We start from the raw sequence: 21,355 nt of genomic DNA, 5'->3' as shown, positions 1-21,355 counted from the left end.
GTAAGGACCCCTCTCCATGTACGAGTTGAACCGCATCCTGCTGCGCAACTTCGGTCCGCTCGATGCCCGCTACGAAGACGTGAACCTGGACTTCTCTGGCGTGGGCCCCCTGGTTGAGACAGCATCCCTGATGCCGACGCCCGGACACGTCACGCAGCGGCCCTCGCCGGCCAGTCTGGTCATGCTTCAGAACGGCGGCGGCAAGGGTGTGCTGCTGACCGGCATCACCTGCACCACGATCCCGTTGCGTCACCATGACCCGGAGGAGCTGCGGAGCTTCGTCGTTTCTCCGGCTCAGCCCTCCCACATCGTCCTGGAGTGGGCTGATGCCCGAACTGGCAGGCTCTTGGTCACCGCGCAGATCCTCGCGCCCGAGGGCGATGGCAAGCTCCGGCGCCGCTTCTACAGCTTCCACCCGGGTGCCGCCTTATCCGCGGACGATCTACCTTTCCACCGCGACGGTCACTGGTTGCCGTTCGACCACTACTACACCGAGCTGTGCGAACTGCAGAGCACGGTGGAGGCATTGGAACTACAGATCGTGGACGGGCAGGAGAAGTGGGAGAAGCACCAGGCTGGTCTGGGTCTTGAACCTGGCCTCTTCGATGTCCAGCGGAAGATGAACGCCACCGAGAGCGGCGCGGCCGAGGCGTTCACCACCTCCAGCGCGGCAGCGTTCGTCCAGTGGCTCCTGGAGAAGGCCAACGACGACGACAAGTACGCCAGCCTCAGTAGTGCCTTCGAGACGTATGCCGGCGCCCACGACCAGCGCGAGAAACTGGTCAAGGAGCGGGAGTTCGCGCTGGCCATGGAGGAGATCTGCGCCCGGGTGGCCGAGCGGTACCAGGAGCACACCGACCAGCAGCGCGAGGCTGGCCAGGCCAAGGGCGACCTCACCGCCCTTGCCGCAGGGCTGATGCGTCGGCATCAGATCCTCACCGCCGCGGCTCAGGCCACCACAGGCACGGTCAATACCGCATACCGGGCACATGAAGCGGCCAAGCAGGAACTGGACGTCGCCAATGCACGTGTGGCGCATGTGCGTTGGGCTGCCTGCGGCATCGAGCTGGGCGAATCAGCCGAGGAACAGAAGCGAGTCGCCGCGACGACGCAACGGTTGGAAGACCGCCTTGCGGGCTGGCGCAGTGTCCCGGTCGCTGTGCGTCACGCGGCTGCCCAGGAGCGCCACGGCCGCATGCAGCGGTCCCTCTCCGAGGCCGAGGAAACAGCCGCCCCCTATGTGCAGGCGTGTGATAGCGCCGCGGCAGCGCTACGGGCGGGCTACGCGGCGGCCGAAACGCAGGCACGCGCCGAGGCCGGCAATCTGGAGAAAGAGATCTCCGAGTCTCGCAGCAAGATCCAGCAGTGGCGCGAACGAAGCGACTCTCTCCATAGGGATGCCGGTACGGCTGAGGGAGAACAGCGCCAGTTACGCCGTCAGGTGCAGGACTTCGAAGAGCAGCTGCACACCGCGCGGGAAGAGGGACAGGTACAGCCCGGCGAAAGCGCCGCAGACGCCGCCTCCCGGATGGACGGCGAAGCTGATCACCACGGCCGGCTCTGTGCAGAGGCCAAGAAGGCACAGGATGAGGCCCGCAGCCGCCGGACGCAGGCATATCAGCAGCTGCCTGCGCTGCAGGAGCGGGCTCTCGATGACCGCCGCGCAGCAGAAGCGGCCGAAGCGGAGACAGACCGGGTCCGCGTCCGCGCTGACTCCGTGCGCCGCCATCCCGTGACTGCGGAACTGCTTGAACTCGGCCTCGAAGAGCTGCAGGACGGCGATGCCCTGACCTGGCTCGCCGACCACTACGCTGACCTGCACAACTTGCTCGGGCGGAAGATCACCGCTCTGGACGGTGCGCTCAGGCAAACACAGCTCCAGCACAGCGCGGATGAAGAACTCCTCGCCGCCCTGGACACCAGCGACGGCCTCCTGCCCGCCACCAAGGAGGTCCGCTCCCTGTGTGCCGACCTCTGTGCCCAGGGTATCGACGCCGTCCCCGGCTGGCAGTGGCTGCGCGACAATGTCCCGGCGGACGATCACCAGCGCCTCATCAACGACCACCCGGACCTGGTCGGCGGCATCATCGTAGGCGGCGGCCCCGCAGCGCTGGATCAGGCGCAGCGTCATCTGGAGCGCACCCGTCCCCTGCCCGCGGCGGCCGTCGCGGTAGGAACCGGGGAGCGGATGTTGACGCCGGTGCCCGACACGAGTGGCCGGATGGTGCCCGAGCCGACCCCGGCCCTGCATGACGAACAGGCCGCGACACTCGAACGAGCCGAGGTCGAGGCACGCCTGGCCGCCTCCGCGCAGGCACTGAGTGAGCTCGAGGAACGCATCAGCGTCACCCGCGACCTGGGCAACAAGATCACGTACTGGCTGGACGAGATCGGCTCCGTAAGCGTAGGGGCACGGCTCGAACAGCTTCAGGAGCTCCGGACGGCAGCGCAGGCATCCCAGGCCAGCCTTGAGGTCGCGCGCGCCAGTGCCGAACAGAACGACGACGCCGTCACCGCTGCCGAGGAGGTCTACGAACAACAGGAAACGGCTCACCGCGAGGCCGCCGAGGCCGCGCAGGCGATGCGTCGCCTCGCGGAAGCCGAGGCGAAAGCCAGCCAGGCACGCGACCGGATCACCGCGCTCGAGGAAGAAGCTCAGCAGCGTCAGCGCGAACTCGAAGAGCTGGGCGAGAAAGAGGAGACGGCACACGGCGACATCGCACGCATGACCCAGGCGGTGGAAGCCGCCGTCCAGCAGGCCCAGAGCCATGCCCAGGCGCGGAAGAAGGTCACCGCCACGCCCGAGGCCGAGCAGGCTCAGTACGCCAAGGGAGCGCCCGGCGAAGCACTCACCGTCCTCCAGCACCGCTATGAGCAGGCACTCGAGGACCTGCGGAGTGTGGACATCGGAGAAGACCAGCGTCAGCGTGCCAAGGAAGCAGAAGACACCTTGCGCGCCTGCCAGGACGAGTGGGCGCAGGTCCCTGACCGGGTCAAGCCCTTCGCCCAGGAGTACAGCCGTTCTCCCGCCGCGGCGGATGACGTCCAGCGCGACGCCGTACAACGCGATCTAGGCCAACAGATCGACGATCTCCACGACCAGTTACGGCGCCTTCGGGACAAGGAGAGCCGTCTCAAGGAACGACACCACACGCTCGCCACCGCGGCACAAGACATCAGCACTCAAGACGTCGCGCAGTGGACCCCACACTCCCTCGAAGAGGCTTACGACCTCACCGCCTGTGCCGAGCACGCCCAGGCGAAGGCGCAGCAGGCCGAACGCGGTGCCGGCGAGGAGTACAACGCGGCCCGTAGGCAGCAGAGCCAGCACACTCGCGAACTCGACGCCTTCGGTCGTGTCCTGGCCCGCTTGGATGCCACGATCGAGCAGCTCGGTATTCACCCCGCGGCGGACCCCTACGAAGGCACCGCTGATGGGGCCGAACCCGCCGTACGGCAAGCCACAGCCCGCTACGAAGACGCCCGGCGCAAGCTCACCAGCACCGAGCGCCGCGTCGAAGACAGCGTGTCCTTGCTCAAGGACCAGGCCGGCGACGTCCGCTTCGAGCAACTCGACATCCCCTTGCGTAACCAGATCTCGGCTCTTGACCGGCGGCATATTCCTGCTGCCGCCCGAGAGTGGACTACGGCGTTGCACCGCGCTGCCGCAGCCCTGACGACCCAGCTCGAAGGCATGAGCAAGGCGCGTGAGGCCCTTGTGTCCCAGCTCAGCGGCTTCGTCACCGAACTTCTCCAACAAGTGGACCAGGCAAGCCGGTTCTCCCTCTTCCCCGACGGTCCCACGCTCTGGGCAGGGCAGCGCTTCCTCACCATCCGCTACAGGAAGCCCGAGCCCTCCGTGCTCACCGCCCATATGCGCGAAACCATCGACAACCTCGCCGCTAACCCGCGCACCCGCAAACTCAAAGGCACCGACGTGGTCATGCGCTGCCTACACGCAGCCGTTCCCCGCTTCACCGCCGAGGTCATGAAACCCAACGCCACCCAACGGATCGAACGCGTGCCGGTCGAGAAGATGGGCAAGATCTTCTCCGGTGGCCAGGAACTGACCGGCGCCATCCTGCTCTACTGCGCTCTCGCCGCATTGCGCACCTCCCCCGGCCCCCGCAGCCGCACCCGCCACGGCGGACTGCTCCTCCTCGACAACCCCATCGGCCGCGCCAATGCCCCCTACCTCGTAGACATCCAGACGCAGATGGCGGCAGCCCTCGGCATCCAGCTCATCTACACCACCGGCCTGAGCGACGAAGCCGTAACGGCCCGATTCCCCGCCACCATCCAGCTGCGCAACGACGTCGAAGCCCGCACCGGCCTCTCCCGCATCCGCCTCGACGACCACGTCCGCAACGCCCTCATCCCCACCCCTCGGACCGCCCCGGACACCCACGAGCCCGAAGCAAACGGCTACCTCAGCTCCGCACGCCTGTACACCAAGGGGGATACGAACCGATGACGGCGCCCACCCCCGAGCAGCTTCCTCACCTCTCGCCAGGCGCAGTGCGCCTCAGTGCCGCACTGCACGCTCGCGCCGAGAAGGCCACCGTGCCACGCGCCACCGTGATGGAAGCCTTCACCGCGGCCCTCCCCGGCACCGCCCGCGGTGAGGACTCCCGCACCGCACTGGCCACCCTGCTCGAAGAACTCTCCGACGCCGGCACCCTGCGACTCCCTCACGGCCAGAGACACAAATGGGACGCAGGCCGTCCCGCCCTGCCCGAACAGATCCGGTTGATCGCAGTCACCCCGCACAAGCCTCCCCCTGTCAGCACACGGCGCTCCTACCGCCCAGAACTCGACTGGGCCCACACCGCATACCTCACCTCCGCCCATCACGAAGACCTGGCCCCCATCAACCGATGGTTCCGCGACACCAGCAATCGCCCCGAATTTCGCGTACCGATCCCCCTGCGTGAACGCTCCTACGAGATCTTCCGGGACGAAAAGCGCCTCGACGGTCTCCTCTCCGGTGCGCTGTTCGCCCCCGGCCGCCTTACCCTGGAACAGCTCGGCACCTTTCGCGAACCACCGCCCCTCGCCTACCGATTGATCGGCAACGGAGACACCCTCCTGGTCGCCGAGAACAGCGACACCTACGCCACACTCCGAAACCTGCTCACCTCGAATCCCGGGCGCACCAGAGCCGTGGCCTTCGGCTCCGGACGAGCCTTCGAAGCCTCCATCGAGACTGTCAAAGAGATCCACGGAATCCAACGGATCGTCTACTACGGCGACCTCGACGCTGAGGGGTTGTCCATTCCCGCCCGCGCCTCATTGACAGCCACCCAGTGCGGGCTGCCCCCGGTCGAACCCGCCTCCGCGTTGTACGACCTCCTCCTGAGCCACGCCTCCACCCCGGGCCAGATGGTCTCCGATGAGCGCGCCCACACGCTTACGGCCTGGCTGCCGCCCAGACTGCGACAGAGGACTCACGAGGTCCTGCTGTCAAGCCGCCGTATTGCACAGGAAGCCACCAACCGTAACCAGCTGGCCGGCGACGCCACCTGGTGCCCTTGAGCTCGTCGGGAGATCGTGAGCGACTTCAGGCCCGACGGCATGACCGCCACGTCACGAGTTGCTACGTGGCGTATGCGGTGGTTTCGTCGTCGCTCTGTCCAGGCAGAAGTTCTGCTTTCTCCGCCGTCATGATGCCCTGCCTGATCGCATACTCCAAGGCAGACTTATCGTCTGATATCCACCACGCGCCAGCGAACTGGGGCCAGTGTTGGATGATGTGGCATGTCTCAGCCTCTCCGAGGTGCTGAAGGTTCCGGTCGGCTTGGCCGCCGAACACGGCTGTGCGGAGATGCCCGACGCTCTCGCGGTCGTTCGAAGCGGTCACTCGGATGGCTTCGCGAGCCAGCCTTGTTGCCTCAGATCGTTTAAGGGCAGGCAGCTTCTCGGTCGATTTGCGGCTGCCCGACATCCCCGAGCCACGCCCCGACGACCTGAAGCCCTTTCTCGGGCACTGGAGCCCCTACGGCTCCACCTACTGACGCCCTCTCCGCCACACGTCCGGCCCGCCGAAGTACGGCAGCAGCGCGCCTGCCACCGCAACCAGCGGCGGGCGCCGTAACCCGGCGGAACCTTCTTCAAGTTCCCGCAAAACCAGCCCACGGGAGCACACCTCCCAGCCAGCGTGACCTGCACCATCAGCCATGTGACGTCCCGTCAGAACGAGCGTCATTTGAGCGTCACGAGCGTCATTTCAGCGTCAAGATATCGCCCGTAACGCCCACACCGCACATAATGCGCACGCGCAAAACCGCAGGTCAAGAGCCCTTCGCGGCCTTTTCGAGGATGGCCACGCACTCCACGTGATGCGTCATCGGGAACAGATCGAACGCCTGCAGCCGCCGCGGTACGTACCCCGCCTCGCGGAAGTACGCCAGGTCGCGGGCGAGGGCGGCGGGGTCGCAGGCCACGTAGGCGATGCGGCGGGGGGTGAGGGAGGCGAGGTGGGTGACCGTCTTGCGGCCGGCGCCGGCGCGGGGCGGGTCGAGGACGATGAGGTCGGCGGAGGTGATGCCGGTGCGGGGCAGGATCTGCTCGACCTTGCCGTGTTCGATGCGGACGCGGTCGAGGTCCTGGAGGTTGTGGCGGGCGTCCTCGGCGGCGCGCTTGCCGGATTCGATGCCGAGGACCGCGCCCTTCTCGCCGACGCGTTCGGCGAGGGCGCCGGCGAAGAGGCCGACGCCGCAGTAGAGGTCGAGGGCGGTGTCGCCCTTCTTCGGCATCAGGCCCCGCATGACGGCCTCGACGAGGACGTCGGCGGCCATGGGGTGGACCTGCCAGAAGCCGCCGTTGCCGACGCGCCAGGTGCGGTCGGCGGCGCGCTCGCGGACGAAGGGGCGGCCGTGGACGCGGTGGATGCCGCCGTCCTTCTCGTTGACGCGCAGCACCGAGACCGGCTTGTCCAGCTCGACGATCGGCAGGCGGCCGCCGGGGCGCGGGGTGAGGACGACCTGGCGGTCGTGCGAGCCGGTGGCGGCGATGGCCTCGACGGTGGCGATCTGCGGCCACTCGCGCTTCTCGATGCCCAGCTCGGTGACGCCGGGGGCGGCGATCAGGCAGCGGTCGATCGGCTGTACGTCGTGGGAGCGGTGCTTGCGCAGACCGGCGTGGCCGTCGGCGTCGATGGCGTACTGGACGCGGGTGCGCCACGCCGGGACCTCGCCCTTGGCGACCTTGTCACCGGGGGCGGGGGCGACGGTGCCGTCCCAGCGGGCCTCCTCGGGGGTGAGGCCGGCCAGCCGCTCCAGCTGTTCGGTGATGACGGCGCCCTTGAGGCGGCGCTGCGCGCCGGGGGCGGCGTGCTGCCAGTCGCAGCCGCCGCATTTGCCGGGGCCGGAGAACGGGCAGGGCGCCTCGACACGGTCCTTGGACGGGGTGTGGATCTCCACGGCGTCGGCGCGCAGGAAGCGGGCGCCCTCGGCGCCCTCGGTGACGCGGGCGGTGACGCGCTCGCCGGGCAGCGCGTGGCGGACGAAGAGGACCTGGCCCTCGTCGGTGCGGGCGATGCAGTGGCCGCCGTGGGCGACGGGGCCGACCTCGACCTCGTACTCCTCGCCGACCAGCGACTTCTCGGGTTCTGTCTGCATGGTGGGCGAAGCTCCAAAGGGTGGGACCGGCGCGGCGGGGCCGCGGCCGGGTACGGCGGACGACAGCCTTCGAGTCTACGTGCCGCCGTGCCGTGCCCCGTGCCGGGCGCATCGCGCGCGCCCGGCACGGTCCTCGCTCACTTGCGGGGTGCCGCCTTGTCCTTCTTCGGCGGGCTGACCGGGCCGCGGCGGACGGCGCCCGGCGCGTTCCACTCGGCGCGGCGGCGGGCGCGCTTCTTGGCCGCCTCGGAGGAGTCCAGCTGCCAGGGCACGGAGGTGACCATGACGCCGGGGGTGAACAGCAGCCGGCCCTTGAGGCGCAGCGCGGACTGGTTGTGGAGCAGGTGCTCGTACCAGTGGCCGACGACGTACTCCGGGATGTAGACGGAGACGACGTCGCGCGGCGATTCGCGGCGCAGCGACTTGACGTGGTCGACGACGGGGCGGGTGATCTCGCGGTAGGGCGAGGCGAGGACCTTGAGGGGGACCTCGATGCCGCGGCGTTCCCACTCGGCGCGCAGCGCCTTCGTATCGGCCTGGTCGACGTCGACGCTGACCGCCTCCAGGGTGTCGGAGCGCATCAGCTTGGCGTAGTTCAGGGCCCGCAGGGTCGGCTTGTGGACCTTGGAGACGAGGACGAGGGAGTGCACCCGGGAGGGGCGGACGATGTCGTCGTCGGGGGTGTCCTCGGCGGCGATCTCCTCGGAGACCCGGTCGTAGTGGCGGCGGATCGCGGTCATCGTGACGAAGAAGATGACCATGCCGAGGAGGGCCACCCACGCGCCGTGGGTGAACTTCGTCAGCAGCACGACGACGAGGACCAGACCGGTGAGGCTGGCGCCGAAGGCGTTGATCGCCCGGGAGCGGTGCATACGGTTGCGGGCCGCCGGGGACTTCTCGGTGCGCAGATGGCGGTTCCAGTGCCGGACCATGCCGATCTGGCTGAGCGTGAAGGAGACGAAGACGCCGACGATGTAGAGCTGGATCAGCCGGGTGGAGTCCGCGCCGTAGATGTAGACGAGGACGGCGGCGGCGCCGGCGAGCAGCACGATGCCGTTGGAGAACGCGAGGCGGTCACCGCGGGTGTGCAGCTGGCGGGGGAGGTAGCGGTCCTGGGCGAGGATCGAGCCGAGCAGCGGGAAGCCGTTGTAGGCGGTGTTCGCGGCGAGGAAGAGGACCAGCGCGGTCGCCGCCGCGAGGATCACGAAGAGGAACGATCCCTTGCCGAAGACCGCCTCGGCGACCTGCGAGATGACCGGGTTCTGGGTGTATCCGGAACCGACCGGATGGCCGTGGTCGAGCAGGTCGGTGGCGGGCTTCTCCGCCATCTTCACGCCGGTGGTCATCGCCAGCGCGATGATGCCGCAGAACATCGTGACGGCCAGCCCGCCCATGAGGGCGAGGGTGGCGGCGGCGTTCTTCGACTTGGGCTTGCGGAACGCCGGGACGCCGTTGGAGATCGCCTCGACGCCGGTGAGCGCCGCACAGCCGGAGGAGAAGGCGCGCAGCAGCAGGAAGATCAGCGCGAAGCCGGCCAGTCCGCCCTGTTCGGCGTGGATGGTGTAGCCGGCGGTGGGTGCCTCCATGTCGTGGCCGAGGACCAGTCCGCGGAAGGCGCCCCAGCAGATCATGAGGAAGACACCGGCGACGAAGACGTACGTCGGGATGGCGAAGAGCTTGCCGGACTCCTTCACGCCGCGCAGGTTCATCAAGGTCAGCAGGACGATGATGCCGATCGCGCAGAACGTCTTGTGTTCCACGACGAAGGGGATCGCCGAGCCGAGGTTCTCGACGCCGGAGGCGATGGAGACGGCGACGGTCAGGACGTAGTCGACCAGCAGCGCGCTGGCGACGGTCAGGCCCGCCTTGGGTCCGAGGTTGGTGGTGGCGACCTCGTAGTCGCCACCGCCGCTCGGGTAGGCGTGCACGTTCTGCCGGTACGACGCGACGACGGTGAACATCAGCACCACGACGGCGAGCGCGATCCACGGGCTGAAGTGGTAGGCGGAGACACCTGCCACGGACAGCACCAGCAGCACCTCGCCCGGGGCGTAGGCCACGGACGAGAGCGGGTCGGAGGCGAAGACGGGGAGGGCGATGCGCTTGGGGAGAAGGGTCTCCCCGAGCTTGTCGCTGCGGAGTGCGCGCCCGATGAGGATGCGTTTGGGCACGTCGGTCAGTTTGGACACGCAGAGGATGCTAAGCCTTCATCCTGAGCGCGGCCCACCCGCCACCCGGCTCGCAGGAACGGCAGGTGGCGGGCGGCACGGCTCCCTTTCCGCACTCTTCACCGCACGCGCACACCTCCCTCACGGGGCCCGGGCGGGCTCAGCCGGTGCGCCAGGTCCGCTTGATCTCGGCCCAGCGCCGGGCCTGCTCGGGGGTGAGGCGGCCGCGCAGCTCGGCGAGCTTGAGGAGGTTGGCCTCGGCGCCGCCGGTGAGGGTCTGGGCCTCGGCGCGGTAGTGGTCGTCGAGCAGCGCCTCGGTCTCCGTGTCGTTCATCACGGGCACCAGCCGGGCGGCGAGCTTGTTGGTGTTGCGGTACGAGCCCTGGAGCAGGAACGGCGGTTCGGTGCGGGTGGCGTCGGCCTGTGCGGCGGAGTCGATGTAGGCGCGGTTGACGGCGAGGACGGTCTCCTGGACGCGCAGCAGGGTGCGCAGCACGGCGAGGATCTGCTCCAGCTCGGCGGGGGCGTAGGGGTGGACGAGGCGGTCGGCGTGGGCGGTGGGGTCGCGGCGGGCGAGGCGGACGAGCAGGTCGGTGTCGGCGCGGTCGCGGGTGGCGAGCGGGGCGAGGTGCGGGTTGGCGGTCAGCGCGTTCTCGATGTGGGAGAGGGCGAACAGCTCCTCCTTCCCGGCGAGGACGTCGCCGAGGTTCCGTACGTCGGCGCGGTTGGCGAGCATGTCGGGCAGCCGGAAGCGGCGGCCGGACTCGGTGTACGGGTTGCCGGCCATGCAGACCGCGAACCGCTTGCCGCGCAGGTCGTAGCTGCGGGCCCGGCCGTTCCAGACGCCCTCCATGCGGCGCTGGGCGTCGCAGAGCGGGATGAACTTCTGGAGGAGTTCGGGCGAGGTGTGCTGGATGTCGTCGAGGTGGAGGAGGACGTTGCTGCCCATCTCCAGGGCGAAGGAGATCTTCTCGACCTCGCGGCGGGCGGCGGCGTCGGGGGCGGCGGCCGGGTCGAGGGAGGTGGTGTGCTGCCCGAGGGCGGGGCCGTCGACCTTGACGAGAACGAGTCCGAGGCGGGCGGCGACGTACTCCAGCAGGGTCGTCTTGCCGTAGCCGGGCGGCGAGAGCAGGAGCAGCAGGCCCTGGCTGTCGGTGCGGCGGTCGTCGCCCGCGGTGCCGAGCTGGGTGGCGAGGTTGTCGCCGATGAGCGGCAGGTAGACCTCGTCGATCAGGCGGTTGCGGACGAAGGCGGGCATGACCTGGGGACGGTAGGCGTCCAGGCGCAGCCGGCGGCGTTCGGCGTCGAGGAGCGCGGTGCGGTGGCGGGTGTAGGCGCGGTGCGCGGGGACGCGCTCGGTGCGGAAGGTGCGGGTGCGGTCGAGGAGTTCGTCGAGGCGGAGCGGGAGGGTGCCGCCGGTGAGCGCCGGGTGGCTGCCGAGGAGGCCGTCGACGGTGCAGCTGACCGGGGCGTCGACGGGGCGGCGGGGCAGGTCGGGGCCGCACAGTTCGATGGCGGCGGCCTCGGGGAGGTCGGCGCGCGGGGCGCCGCGGTCGTCGGCGTAACCGCCGAGCCAGGCGGTGACGAGCTGGTGGCGGGCGGCGAGGTCGTCGCCGAGGGCGGTGAGGTCCTCGGCGTACTCCTTGACGGCGGTGGAGCCGGGGCCGCCGAGGGCCTGGTGGAAGCCGGTGAGGAGATCACGGGCGGCGGCGCCGGTGGTGAAGCGGGGGCTGCCGTCGGCCAGCTCCTCGAAGAGGTACGCACCGGCTTGCCCGGCCGCGGCTCCGTCGGCGAAGCCGCTCAGCCCGGAGGCGGTCAGGAAGGCGGTGGCGGCGCCGGTCAGTTCCGCGGCGAGGTCGGCGGGGCCGGTGCCGTGGCCGAAGCGGGCGCGGGCCCGGGCCAGCGAGTGGGCGCGGGTGGCCCAGGCGGTGCGGGCCGCGGGGTCGGTGCCGTGGTGCCAGAAGAGCTGGGCGGCGGCGCGGACCTGCGGGGTGAAGCGGAGCAGTCCGGCGTCGGCGCGCAGCCGCAGCAGGGCGTCGAGGACGGCGGTGGCGTCCAGGTCGTGGACACCGCGGTCGTACCCCTCGTCGTACCGGGCCTGGGCGGCGGCGCGCACCAGGTCGGGCAGGGTGCCGTCGGCCCGCGCCGCGTACAGCGCCGCCAGGGTCAGGCCGTCGTGACCGGTCTCGGCGTGGTCGAGGAGGAGGGCGGCGAGGTGTTCGGCGCGGTAGACGGACGGGGACTCGGAGGCGAGCGGCTGGTCGCGGAATTCCCGGTCGGCGGTGAGGCGGGGGTCGTCGGCCGGGGCGCGGTAGTCGGTGCCGGTGACCGCGAAGGCGAGGCCGTCGCCGTGCGGGACGAGTGTGAGGTCGAGCGGCTGGGTGTTGACGGCGAAGCGGTGGCGGCCCAGCCGCAGGGTGCCCTCGGGGTCGTAGAGGTCGGCGCGGTCGCGGAGCGCGCGGACGGCCTCCTGGCGGGCGGCGGCGAGGCGGCCCTCCAGCTCCCCGGCGCGGACCGGGTCGGCGAGGGTGCGCAGTTCGGCGGCGGTGGCGCGGACCTTCGCGACGAGCGGGTCGGTGGCGAAGTAGGCGTGGATGTCGTCGGCGGCGGCCAGCGCGCGGGCGCGGCGGGTGACGGTGGCGAGGACGCGGTCGGCGGATTCGGCGAGCCGGTCGGTGTGGCGGGCGCGGGCGTCGAGCTGGGCCTGTTTGCGGGCGGCGAACGCCTCGTGGATCTCGTCGCGCCGCTCCGCGATCCGGGCGAGGCGGGCGTCCTGTACGTCGTCGGCGCCGCCGTCGGGTCCGCCGAAGCGGGCTTCGAGGTCCTCGACCTGGAGAAGGAGCGCGGCGAGTTGGGTGTCGCACTCCTCGGGGGTGGCGGCGTCGGCGAGCGCACCGGCGACGGACTGGCCGAGGAGGGCGAGGCGGGCGGCGAACTCCTCCTTGCCCTCGGCCTCGGCGAGGGTGCGGCGGCGGGCGTCGAGGGTGGCGCGGGCACGGTTGACGGCGCCGAGGGCGTCACCGATGCGGCCGAGGACGGCGGTACGGACGGTGGTGTCGTCGAGATCGAGGGTGGCGACGATGTCGGTGACGGTCCGCAGGCCGTCGGCGACCTCGTCGATCCGGGCGGTGAGGGCGGCGGCGTCGGCGACGGTGGCGAGCGCGGACGCCTCGTCGGTGAGCGCGGCGACGGTGGCGTGAGTGGTCGCGAAGGCGTCGTCGGCGGCGAGGAAGGCGACGGCGCGGCGGGCGGTGGCGGCGAGGTCGTCGGTGAGCGAGGCAGAGAGCGCGTCCAGCGCGGTGCGGTCGACGTAGCGGACCTCGCGCAGCGACTCCAGGCGGCCCTGGGCGCGGCGCAGCGCGGTGAGGTGGGCGACCCAGGCGGCGGCCTCGTCGGGCTGCTCGCCGCGGACCCGGCGGACCAGTGCGGTGGTCTCGGTGGTGGCGCGCTCCAGCTGGTCGGCGGCGCTGTCGCGGAGTGCGGTGACCCGGGCGAACTCCGCGACGACCTGGGTGGCGGCCGCGCCGACGGCGGCGAGGGGTTCGGCGGGGGCGCCGAGGTCGGGGTCGGTGAGCCAGTGGTGGGTGTCGGCGGCGCGGGTGGCGGCCGCCGCGAGGGCGTCGAAGACGGCGGCGGACGGCTCGGTGGCAGTGGCCATCCGGGCGACGCCGAGCAGGTCGGCGATGCCGGAGACGAGTTCGGCGTTGCCGATGCGGGCGAGCGGTCCGTCGCCCTGCGGGCGGGCGGCGGCGTGGGCGTCGGAGGTGAAGGGGGTGTGCCAGATCTGGAGCGGGTGGACGCGGGCCGCCTCGGTGCCGGCGTCCCGCAGCACGGCGAGGGTGCCGTCGTCGAAGAGGGCGTGGCCGCGTCCGGTGAGCGGGGCGGCGGCCTCCTCGCGGATGACGTTGTACGGCAGCAGCAGGGTGTGGCCGTCGGTGGGGCGGCGGAAGACGTAGAGGATGTCCTCGCCGTTGGGCGAGCGCACCGCGCGGGCGAACTCCAGGCCGTCGGCGGCGGTGCCGAAGAGTTTGGTGGTGCCGGTGGCGAGGTGGTAGCCGCCGGGGAAGACGAGGCCCTGCCCGTCGGGAAGGGTGCGGCAGGCGCGGCCCACGGCGTCGATGCGGCGCGCGGTGCGGGTGCGGGTGTTGTAGACGAGGCAGCGGACGGTTTCCTCGTTGTACGGGCGGATGCGCAGCAGGATCAGCGGGCCGGTGCGGGCGTGCTCGACCTCGGCGTCGGCGAGCGACTGGAGCGGTTCGTCGACGGGCTCGCGGTGGATGCCGTCGGGCGTGGTGGTGTCGTTCTCGGCCTTGAGGGTGAGGTGGCCGCCGGAGACGGAGACGTAGACGGCGCCTTGGACGTCGAGGTGCGGGTGGCGTCCGGCGACCTGGTCCTCGCGGGTGGCGGCGGTCCAGGTGACGTCGTGGGCGGGCGGGTCGGTGAGATCGCGTTCGCCCTGGTCGTCGAGGTAGGCGGGGGTGCCGTCGGCGGCCAGGCGCCAGCGCAGCACCCGCAGGTCGCCGGGGCGCTCACCGGTGCGGAAGACGGCGAGCAACAGCGCGTCGGTACGGCGCAGTTCCTGCAGCCGGGCCTGACGGTAGTAACGGTGCAGCTCGCCGACGTCGCGGCGGAAGCGCGGGTCCTGAAGGAGGCCGGGCAGCGCGCCGGGGGCGGCCGGGGCGAGGGTGTCGCCGTCGCGGCGGTGGAGCGCGAAGATGTCATCGGGGCCTGGTTCGGTGACGGTGGCCGGCGGGTGATGGCCGAAGAGCAGATGGCCGCCGACCTCCACGACGTCGCCGGGCAGGCAGGGCGCGGCGCTCTCCAGCCGCCCGGTGGCCGCCAGTTCCAGGCCCGCGCCGCCGAACTCCTCGGTGCGGCGGGCGTTGAGGGCGCGGGCCCGCTCGGCCAGCTCCCCCGCGGCGGCCAGCAGCCGGTCGCGCAGCACCTCGTACGTGCCGTCGCCGGGTGAGGCGTCCGGCGTACGGTCCGCGGCGTCCGTGGTCTGCTGCGCGCTGTCGGTGTTCACGTTCTGGCTCTCCCGGTTCTCTCCCGGTGGCCCGGCACCGTCTGCCGGGCCACCGGGCTGCTGACGTCGTACGGGGCGGACGGGGCGGGCCCGGCGGCGCGCCCCGTCCCCTGCTGCGTACGGGCTACGCGACCGGTGCCGCGGAGCCGTTGACGGCGGCGGGGCCGCCGGGGGCCGCGGCCGGTGCGGCGGCGAGACCGCCGAGGTCGCCGAGGCGCAGACCGTCCAGGCCGTTGGCGCGGACCGCGTCCAGCAGGCCCTGGAGCGGCGCGGCCTGCGGGCCGCCGCCCGCGATCAGCCGGCCGAGCGCCGCGGCGAGGGTGAGGTCCCGCAGCCCGGAGGCGCCGAGTCCGCCGAGCATCGCGCCGAGGTCGCCGGTGAACGTCGAGTGCTCCTTGTCGAGCCAGGGCGCCGCGACGGTGCGGACCGTCTCGGACCGGTCGACGAGGGCGTCGAGGCCCTTGGCGGTGCCGATGGAGCCGACGACCTTGTCGAAGAAGGCGCTCTCACCGCCGACGATGTCGATCCGGGCGTTCTCCAGCCCGGTGGCGAGCACCGTGGCCTGCGCCTCGGCGACCTGCCGCCGGACATCGAGGTCGGCCATCCGGATCTCCTTCTCGGCGGCGAGCCGCAGCCGGTACTCCTCGTGCTCACGGCTGGCGGCGTCCAGCGCGGCCATCGCCGCTGCCTTCTCGGTGAGCCCCGCGGCCTCCGCCTTCAGCTTCTCGCCGATGGCGACCGCGTCGGCGTGCGCCTGCGCGGTGGTGCCCTCGGCCTCGGCCAGCGCCTTGGCGCGGGCGCCGTCCGCCTCGGCCCGCAGCAGCGCCGCGGCGGCCTCGGCCTCGGCCCGCCCGGACCGCTCGATGACCTCGGCGTTCCGCTCGCGGACCTGCACCTCGGCGAGGCCGGCGGCCGCCGCCTGGGCCTGCTCCCCCTCGGCGAGCCGGATCTTGGCCTGGGCGTCCAGCTCGGCGGTCTTGTGCCGGGTCTCGGCGAGGGTGATCTCCTCGGCGGCGCGGTGGGTGGCCGCCGCCTCCGCCGCCTCGGCCGCCTTGATGTCCTTGACCAGCCGCTCCTGCGCCTCGGCCTCGGCCCGGATGATCAGCGACTGCCGCTCGCGCTCCGCCTCCTCGACGGTGCGCAGCTTCTTGATCTCCTCCTCCTGCGCGGCGACGGTCTTCTCGACGGCGATGCGCTCGCGGATGACGTCGGCGATCTCCCGCTTCTCCGCCTCGACCTCCTTGTCGGCGGCGATCCGGGTCAGCTGCGTCTCCCGCTCCCGGGCGATGACCTCCAGCAGACGGTCCTTCTCGATGCGTTCGTTCTCGATGGCGACGATCCGCTCGCGGTTCTTGACCGCCACCACGATCTCCCGCTCGCGGTTCTCGTTCTGGATGCCGAGCGCCTCTTCCGTCTTGAGGTGCGCGGACTGCGCCCGCAGCCGCTCCTCGGCCTGCACCCGCGCCGTCTCGGCCTCCTCCCGCGCCCGGACGATCTCGATCTCCCGCTGCTGCTTGATCTCCGCATCGGCCTGCCGCCGCTGGAGTTCGAGGACGGCCTCGCGGGCGTCGACGTTCTGCCGGGTGATCTCCTTCTCCTCGTGGCGCTGGTACTCGTTGGTGCGGACGTGCTCGATCGCCGTGAGTTCGGTGATCTTGCGGATGCCCTGCGCGTCGAGGATGTTGGCGGAGTCCAGCTGCGCCAGCGGCGTCTGCTCCAGGTAGTCGATGGCCGCGTCCTCCAGGCTGTAGCCGTTGAGGTCGGTGCCGATGACCGCGATGATCCGGTCCCGGAACTCGTCCCGCATCGTGTACAGGTCCTGGAAGTCCAGCTGCTTGCCGACGGTCTTGAGCGCCTCGGAGAACTTCGCGGCGAACAGCGCCTGGAGGGTGCTGTCGTGGCTGGCGCGCTCGGTGCCGATGGCCTGGGCGACCTTGACGACGTCCTCCTTCGTCTTGTTGACGCGGACGAAGAAGGCGATCCGGATGTCGGCGCGGATGTTGTCCTTGCAGATCAGGCCCTCGTGTCCGGTGCGGCCGATCTCGATGGTCTTCACCGAGATGTCCATCACCTCGGCCTTGTGCAGCACCGGCAGCACCACCGCGCCGGTGAACGTCACCTCCACCTTGCGGTACTTGGAGACGATCAGCGCCTGACCCTGGTGGACCTTGCGGTAGAGGCGGGTCACGGCGAAGACCGCGACCAGCACGATGAGGACGGCTACGGCGACTGCCACGCCGATTCCTATGGTGAGGGCATCCATCGATAAATCCCTGTGTCGATTCGAGAGGGTGACGACGCACGGGGCCCGGCGCGCGGCATGCGGCGGCGCACCCATGGGCGGGCGGTTGGCGGGTACGGCCGTGCGGCCGCGGCTCAGACGACGGGTTTGTGCGGGTCCAGTGCGCCGTCGAAGGGCGCGACCCGGAAGAACTCGCCGTCGGCGTCGTAGGCGTAGATGAGGGCGGTGCTGCCCGCGACGAGTCCGCTCTCGTCGGTGCGGACCTGGACGACGGCGGTGGAGCCGTCGTCGGCGCGGACCTCCGCCTGGCCGAAGTCGGCGGCGACGCGGCCGGTGCGTACGGTGCAGACGCGGCCGATGAAGTCGTCGCGGGAGGCGACCTTCTCGGGCGGCAGCAGGCGGCGGGCGAGGCGCCCGGCGAGGCGGACCCCGGCCCAGGCCACCGCGAGGGCGGCGACCAGCGTGGCGGTGCGCGCGGGCCCCGCGGGCGTCAGCGCCGCACCGGCCAGGCAGATCAACCAGGCCAGGAGCAGTCCGAGTGACAGCGATACCGTCACCGGCAGTCCGGCGCCGGCCGGGTCGGCGGCGCCGGCGTGCACATCCTCACCCCCGTCGAGGAGGTGCACGCCGGCGCCGCCGACCAGAACCAGCAGCCAGTACACGGCGACCACGATCAGAGCGAAGCTGAAGAGCACTGCCGGAAAGGCCAGCGCGGCTCTCAGGAAATCGGCCATATCGTGCCCCCGTTGTGCTGCCGATGGCGGTACCGCTGTCGATGTCCGCATCGTGGCAGCAGAAGGCCACCGGGCACATTGCCGGTTTCCGGCAATCTTTATGCGTTCTTGATGGCCTGTTATCGCCAGGCGACGTGCCGGGCACGCGGAGCGGCCCGGCACACCGTCACAGCGGATTCCCCGGCCAGCCCAGCGCGCGGGCGCCCAGCGCCGCGGTCTCCAGGGTGAACCGCTGCAACCCGTCGGCGGGGTCGTAGCCGGTCAGAAACTTGATGCGCTCCAGGCGGTACGAGAGGGTGCGCACGCTCACCGACAGCCGGCGGGCCGCCTCGGCGTTGACGTATCCGGCCGCGGCGCACGCCGACAACGTCTCCAGCAGCGGTTCGGCGCCGCCGCGCGCCTCGGTCAGCGGGCCCAGGACGCTGCGGACGAGGTCGGCCATGGCGGCCCGGTCGCGCAGCAGCACCGGGAAGACCAGCAGTTCGGCCGCGCGCAGCACCGGTGCGGACAGGTCCAGTTGCTCCCCCAGCTCCAGGGTGCCGAGCGCCTCCTCGTAGGAGCGGACCACTCCCTGGGCGCCGGCGTGCGGGCGGCCGATCGCGACCCGCCGGGCGCCCTCGCGTCCGGCCACCTCGCTGCGGGCGGTGACCGCGAAGGCTTCCAGAAGGGCCGGTTCGGCGCTTGCCGCGATGCAGATCAGCCGCCCGTCCTTGGTGGTGATCAGCGTGTCCCGGTCGCCGAAGCGGCCGATCAGCTCGCGCTCCACGCGCCCGGCGAGGGGGTGGACGTCGTCGTACGGGCCGCTGCCCTCGGCGACCGCGACGGCGTGCGCCCGGGCCAGCCGCAGACCGAACCGCTCCGCGCGCTCGGCCAGCCGCCCCAGGTCGCTGCGGCCGTAGAGCAGATCGTCGATGAACTCGCGGCGGGCGGCCTCCTCCTCCCGCACCGCCAGCCGGGTCGCCCGCTCATGGCCCTCGCCGAGCGCGGAGACCGCCGCCTCCACGGCGCCGAGCAACGCATCGCCGGTACGGGCGCGTTCGGCGACCCCGGCCGCGCGGGCGACGCCGGGGAGGGAGCCCCAGAGCCTGCGGGTCTCACCGAGATAGAGGCCGACCAGCTCCCGCAGGCCGTACCCCGCCTCGGCGGCCCGCTCCCCCAGCTCGCGCAGGGCCTCCCGCTCGGGGCGGCCGAGCGCCCGGCCGGTGGCCGAGACCTCGCCGAGCAGCGCCGCGTAGCCGTCGAGATAGGCGTCGGGTATCGCGGCGGGCGTACGGCGGCTCACCGGGCGCCGCCGCCGCGCCGCGCGCCGGTGACGCCGCCCCGTCCCCGCCGGCCCGCCGGCCGCTCTCCCCCGTACCGCTCCACCACGTCGCGCACTCCCCGCACCTTCCTTGCCGGATCCCGGACATCTCCGTGCCCTCAATCTTGCCGGATCCCGGAAGTGGTCGGGCGCCGGCCCAGCAGATCACCGAGTCCTTCGCGGGTGGCGGCGACAAGGACCCGGTCCTGCGGGCGCAGGACGTAGGTGTCGCCGAGTTCATGGACGAGACGGGCGGGCTCCCGCTCCGTGCCGTCGGGTTCGGCCGCCGCGGCGTCCGAACCGGCGTCGTCGGGCGCGGAGGTGTCCACCGCCAGCACCCGCAACCGGCCGGGGCGCAGCACCTCGGCGACGGTGCGGCCGGACAGCTCCGGATGGCCGTGCGCCTCGACGCGCGCCACCAGCAGGACCCGGCGTTCGACGGGGATCGCGCCGAGGATCTGACGGCCCATGAGCGCACCGGCGAAGGCGGGCGCCGCGAGGAAGGTGACGCTGCGGCTGCGGGTCAGCGCCCGCGGATGCGCGGCGCGCAGGGTGCGGTAGACGGCGGTGGCGAAGCGGTCGTCGAAGAGCCGCAGCGTCACCCGCAGCCGCGGGGTGAGCGAACGGGCGTAGAGCGCCGCCTCCAGATTGGTGGAGTCCACGCTGGTCAGGGCGAGCAACGTACGGGCCCGTTCGATCTTGGCGGCCTCCAGGACGCCCTCGTCGGTGACGTCGCCCAGCACGACGGGGACCCGCAGCCGGCGGGCGAGCGGGATGCCCCGCGCCTCCGGGTCGGCCTCGACGCACACCACCGGGATGCCCAGTTCGTGCAGCCGGGCCAGGACGCGGGTGCCGACCTTGCCCAGGCCCAGCAGGACGACATGGCCGGACAGTCCGCGCGGCGGGCGGCGCAGCGTGGCGGCGCTGCGGAACGTGCCGAGCGCCTCCAGCACCGCGGCGATCAGCACCGGCAGCAGCAGCAACCCGGTGAGTCCGGACAGCAGTTGGAGGACCTTGCGGGCGAGCGGTTCGTCGACGGCCGGGTCGTTGATGGCGAACAGGTCCAGGAGCGAGAGGTAGGCGGCGTGCAGCGGGGGTTCGCCGGTGGTGAGGGTGGAGGCGACGGCCAGCGCCAGCACCGCACCGACGATCCCGGCGATCGACCAGCGCAGCCGGGCCGAGAAGAGCGAGCCGAGCGGGGCGCCGCGGCCGCGCAGCGCACGGGGCCGCACCTGACGGCCCCCGTAGGTGACGGTCTCCAGGACGACGCGGCTGCCGCCGGCCTCCCGCGCCACGGCGACGGCGCCCTCACCGGGCAGCATCACCGGCCCGTCGTCGTCGCGGGACGCACCCCGGTGGCGGCCCGCGGGGTGGTCCGGGCGGTGGCCCTCGTCCGGGTCGTCGGCGGACGGTGACAGCAGCGCGAGGGTGCACAGTTGGGTTCCGGTGCCGCGGCCCGGCGCGTCGAAGCCGCGCTCCACGGCGCGCAGCAGCAGTCCGTCCGCCTCGATGACCTTGCTGGTCCCGGCGACGGCGGTGGCCGCGAGGGCGGGCGCGACGGTGTCGGCGTCGGAGAGCACGGTGGTCGAGGCGTCGATCCGCTCCGCATCCGCCGGACCGGTGTCCGCAGCGACCGCCGCCGCCTGGTCGAGCAGCGCCTCCACGTGCTGGCCGAGCTTGCGGTTGTAGAGCCGGATGACCAGCCGCAGCCGGGGGTTGAGGCGGCGGGCACGCAGCGCCGCGTGGATGTTGGTCTCATCGTCGTCGTAGACGAGCGCCAGCGCCTCCGCCCCGGGGACCCCCGCCTCGATCAGCGTCGCGTCGTCCGCCTCGGCCGACTCCAGGATCCGTACGGTCTCCTCGGGCGGCTCGCCGCCGTCCGCGCCCGGTGTGTCCGACGGCAGCAGCGAGGTGCGGGCCACCGCGGCGGTGACCCGGCCGAGCAGCGCGGAGGCCCGTCCCAGCCCGCGCAGCGACGGCGGGAGACGGGGCCGGTGCGGCTCGCGGGCGGACGGCATGACGAGGGTGACGCGTTCGCGGTAGACGTCACGGAGTTCGGCGGCGATGCGGTGCGCGAGGGCGTCGTCACCGCAGACCACCATGGCGGGTGACGCCGGGGACGGTGGGGACGGCGGTGCGGACGGGCTCTGGTGCGGCAGGTTGGGCACCCGCGTAGCGTGCCTCATGATCACCGAACGGCGCACCCGATCGCACGGGCTCCGGATCGGGCCCGCACGGCGCGCTCCGGGGCCGCACGGGGCGGGGC

9 protein-coding genes are annotated in these 21,355 nt (G+C 71.9%); 2 read left to right on the top strand and 7 right to left on the bottom strand.

All coding sequences use genetic code 11. The features are described 5' to 3' along the window. The first annotated feature begins 16 nt into the window (after positions 1-16). Both ACZ4U4_RS05005 and ACZ4U4_RS05000 read left to right on the top strand, forming a co-directional pair. Positions 17-4,474, top strand: a complete 4,458-nt coding sequence (locus tag ACZ4U4_RS05005; protein ID WP_467869043.1) for a coiled-coil domain-containing protein — start codon at positions 17-19, stop codon at positions 4,472-4,474. Continuing rightward, complete coding sequence (locus tag ACZ4U4_RS05000; RefSeq protein ID WP_467869042.1) at positions 4,471-5,535, top strand: Wadjet anti-phage system protein JetD domain-containing protein; 1,065 nt, start codon at positions 4,471-4,473, stop codon at positions 5,533-5,535. Before ACZ4U4_RS05005 ends, ACZ4U4_RS05000 begins: the two co-directional genes overlap by 4 nt. A gap of 755 nt (positions 5,536-6,290) precedes the next feature. Here ACZ4U4_RS05000 and ACZ4U4_RS04995 read toward each other — a convergent pair. The 7 genes from ACZ4U4_RS04995 to ACZ4U4_RS04965 form a co-directional block, all read right to left on the bottom strand. After that, positions 6,291-7,619: a class I SAM-dependent RNA methyltransferase gene (locus ACZ4U4_RS04995; RefSeq protein WP_467869041.1), complete on the bottom strand. Its 1,329-nt coding sequence runs from the start codon at positions 7,617-7,619 to the stop codon at positions 6,291-6,293. Between the two features lie 137 nt (positions 7,620-7,756). Continuing rightward, entirely contained in the window at positions 7,757-9,808 is a 2,052-nt protein-coding gene (locus ACZ4U4_RS04990; protein WP_467869040.1) for an APC family permease, read from the bottom strand. A 139-nt stretch (positions 9,809-9,947) separates the two neighbouring features. Beyond that, a complete protein-coding gene (locus tag ACZ4U4_RS04985) occupies positions 9,948-14,813 on the bottom strand; it encodes a DNA repair ATPase (RefSeq protein WP_467869039.1) in 4,866 nt (1,621 codons plus the stop codon). 124 nt (positions 14,814-14,937) lie between these two features. Further along, on the bottom strand, positions 14,938-17,076 hold the full coding sequence (locus tag ACZ4U4_RS04980; RefSeq protein WP_467869038.1) for a flotillin family protein: 2,139 nt from the start codon (positions 17,074-17,076) through the stop codon (positions 14,938-14,940). 113 nt (positions 17,077-17,189) lie between these two features. Next, positions 17,190-17,789: a hypothetical protein gene (locus ACZ4U4_RS04975; protein ID WP_467869037.1), complete on the bottom strand. Its 600-nt coding sequence runs from the start codon at positions 17,787-17,789 to the stop codon at positions 17,190-17,192. A gap of 166 nt (positions 17,790-17,955) precedes the next feature. Further along, a complete protein-coding gene (locus tag ACZ4U4_RS04970; protein ID WP_467869036.1) occupies positions 17,956-19,071 on the bottom strand; it encodes a PucR family transcriptional regulator in 1,116 nt (371 codons plus the stop codon). Positions 19,072-19,208: 137 nt separating this feature from the next. Continuing rightward, positions 19,209-21,191: an NAD-binding protein gene (locus ACZ4U4_RS04965; RefSeq protein ID WP_467869767.1), complete on the bottom strand. Its 1,983-nt coding sequence runs from the start codon at positions 21,189-21,191 to the stop codon at positions 19,209-19,211. Between the last annotated feature and the right edge of the window lie 164 nt (positions 21,192-21,355).

Source organism: Streptomyces sp. NPDC029159 (genome assembly GCF_055564055.1).
The sequence above is the reverse complement of the archived record's forward strand: the minus strand, read 5'-3'. Positions and strand labels throughout refer to the sequence as shown.

Coding starts and splice junctions, on each gene's coding strand:
- ACZ4U4_RS04995 (WP_467869041.1), bottom strand. CDS start 7,619: ATGCAGACAGAACCCGAGAAGTCGCTGGTCGGCGAGGAGTACGAGGTC.
- ACZ4U4_RS04980 (WP_467869038.1), bottom strand. CDS start 17,076: ATGGATGCCCTCACCATAGGAATCGGCGTGGCAGTCGCCGTAGCCGTC.
- ACZ4U4_RS05000 (WP_467869042.1), top strand. CDS start 4,471: ATGACGGCGCCCACCCCCGAGCAGCTTCCTCACCTCTCGCCAGGCGCA.
- ACZ4U4_RS04975 (WP_467869037.1), bottom strand. CDS start 17,789: ATGGCCGATTTCCTGAGAGCCGCGCTGGCCTTTCCGGCAGTGCTCTTC.
- ACZ4U4_RS04965 (WP_467869767.1), bottom strand. CDS start 21,191: ATGGTGGTCTGCGGTGACGACGCCCTCGCGCACCGCATCGCCGCCGAA.
- ACZ4U4_RS05005 (WP_467869043.1), top strand. CDS start 17: ATGTACGAGTTGAACCGCATCCTGCTGCGCAACTTCGGTCCGCTCGAT.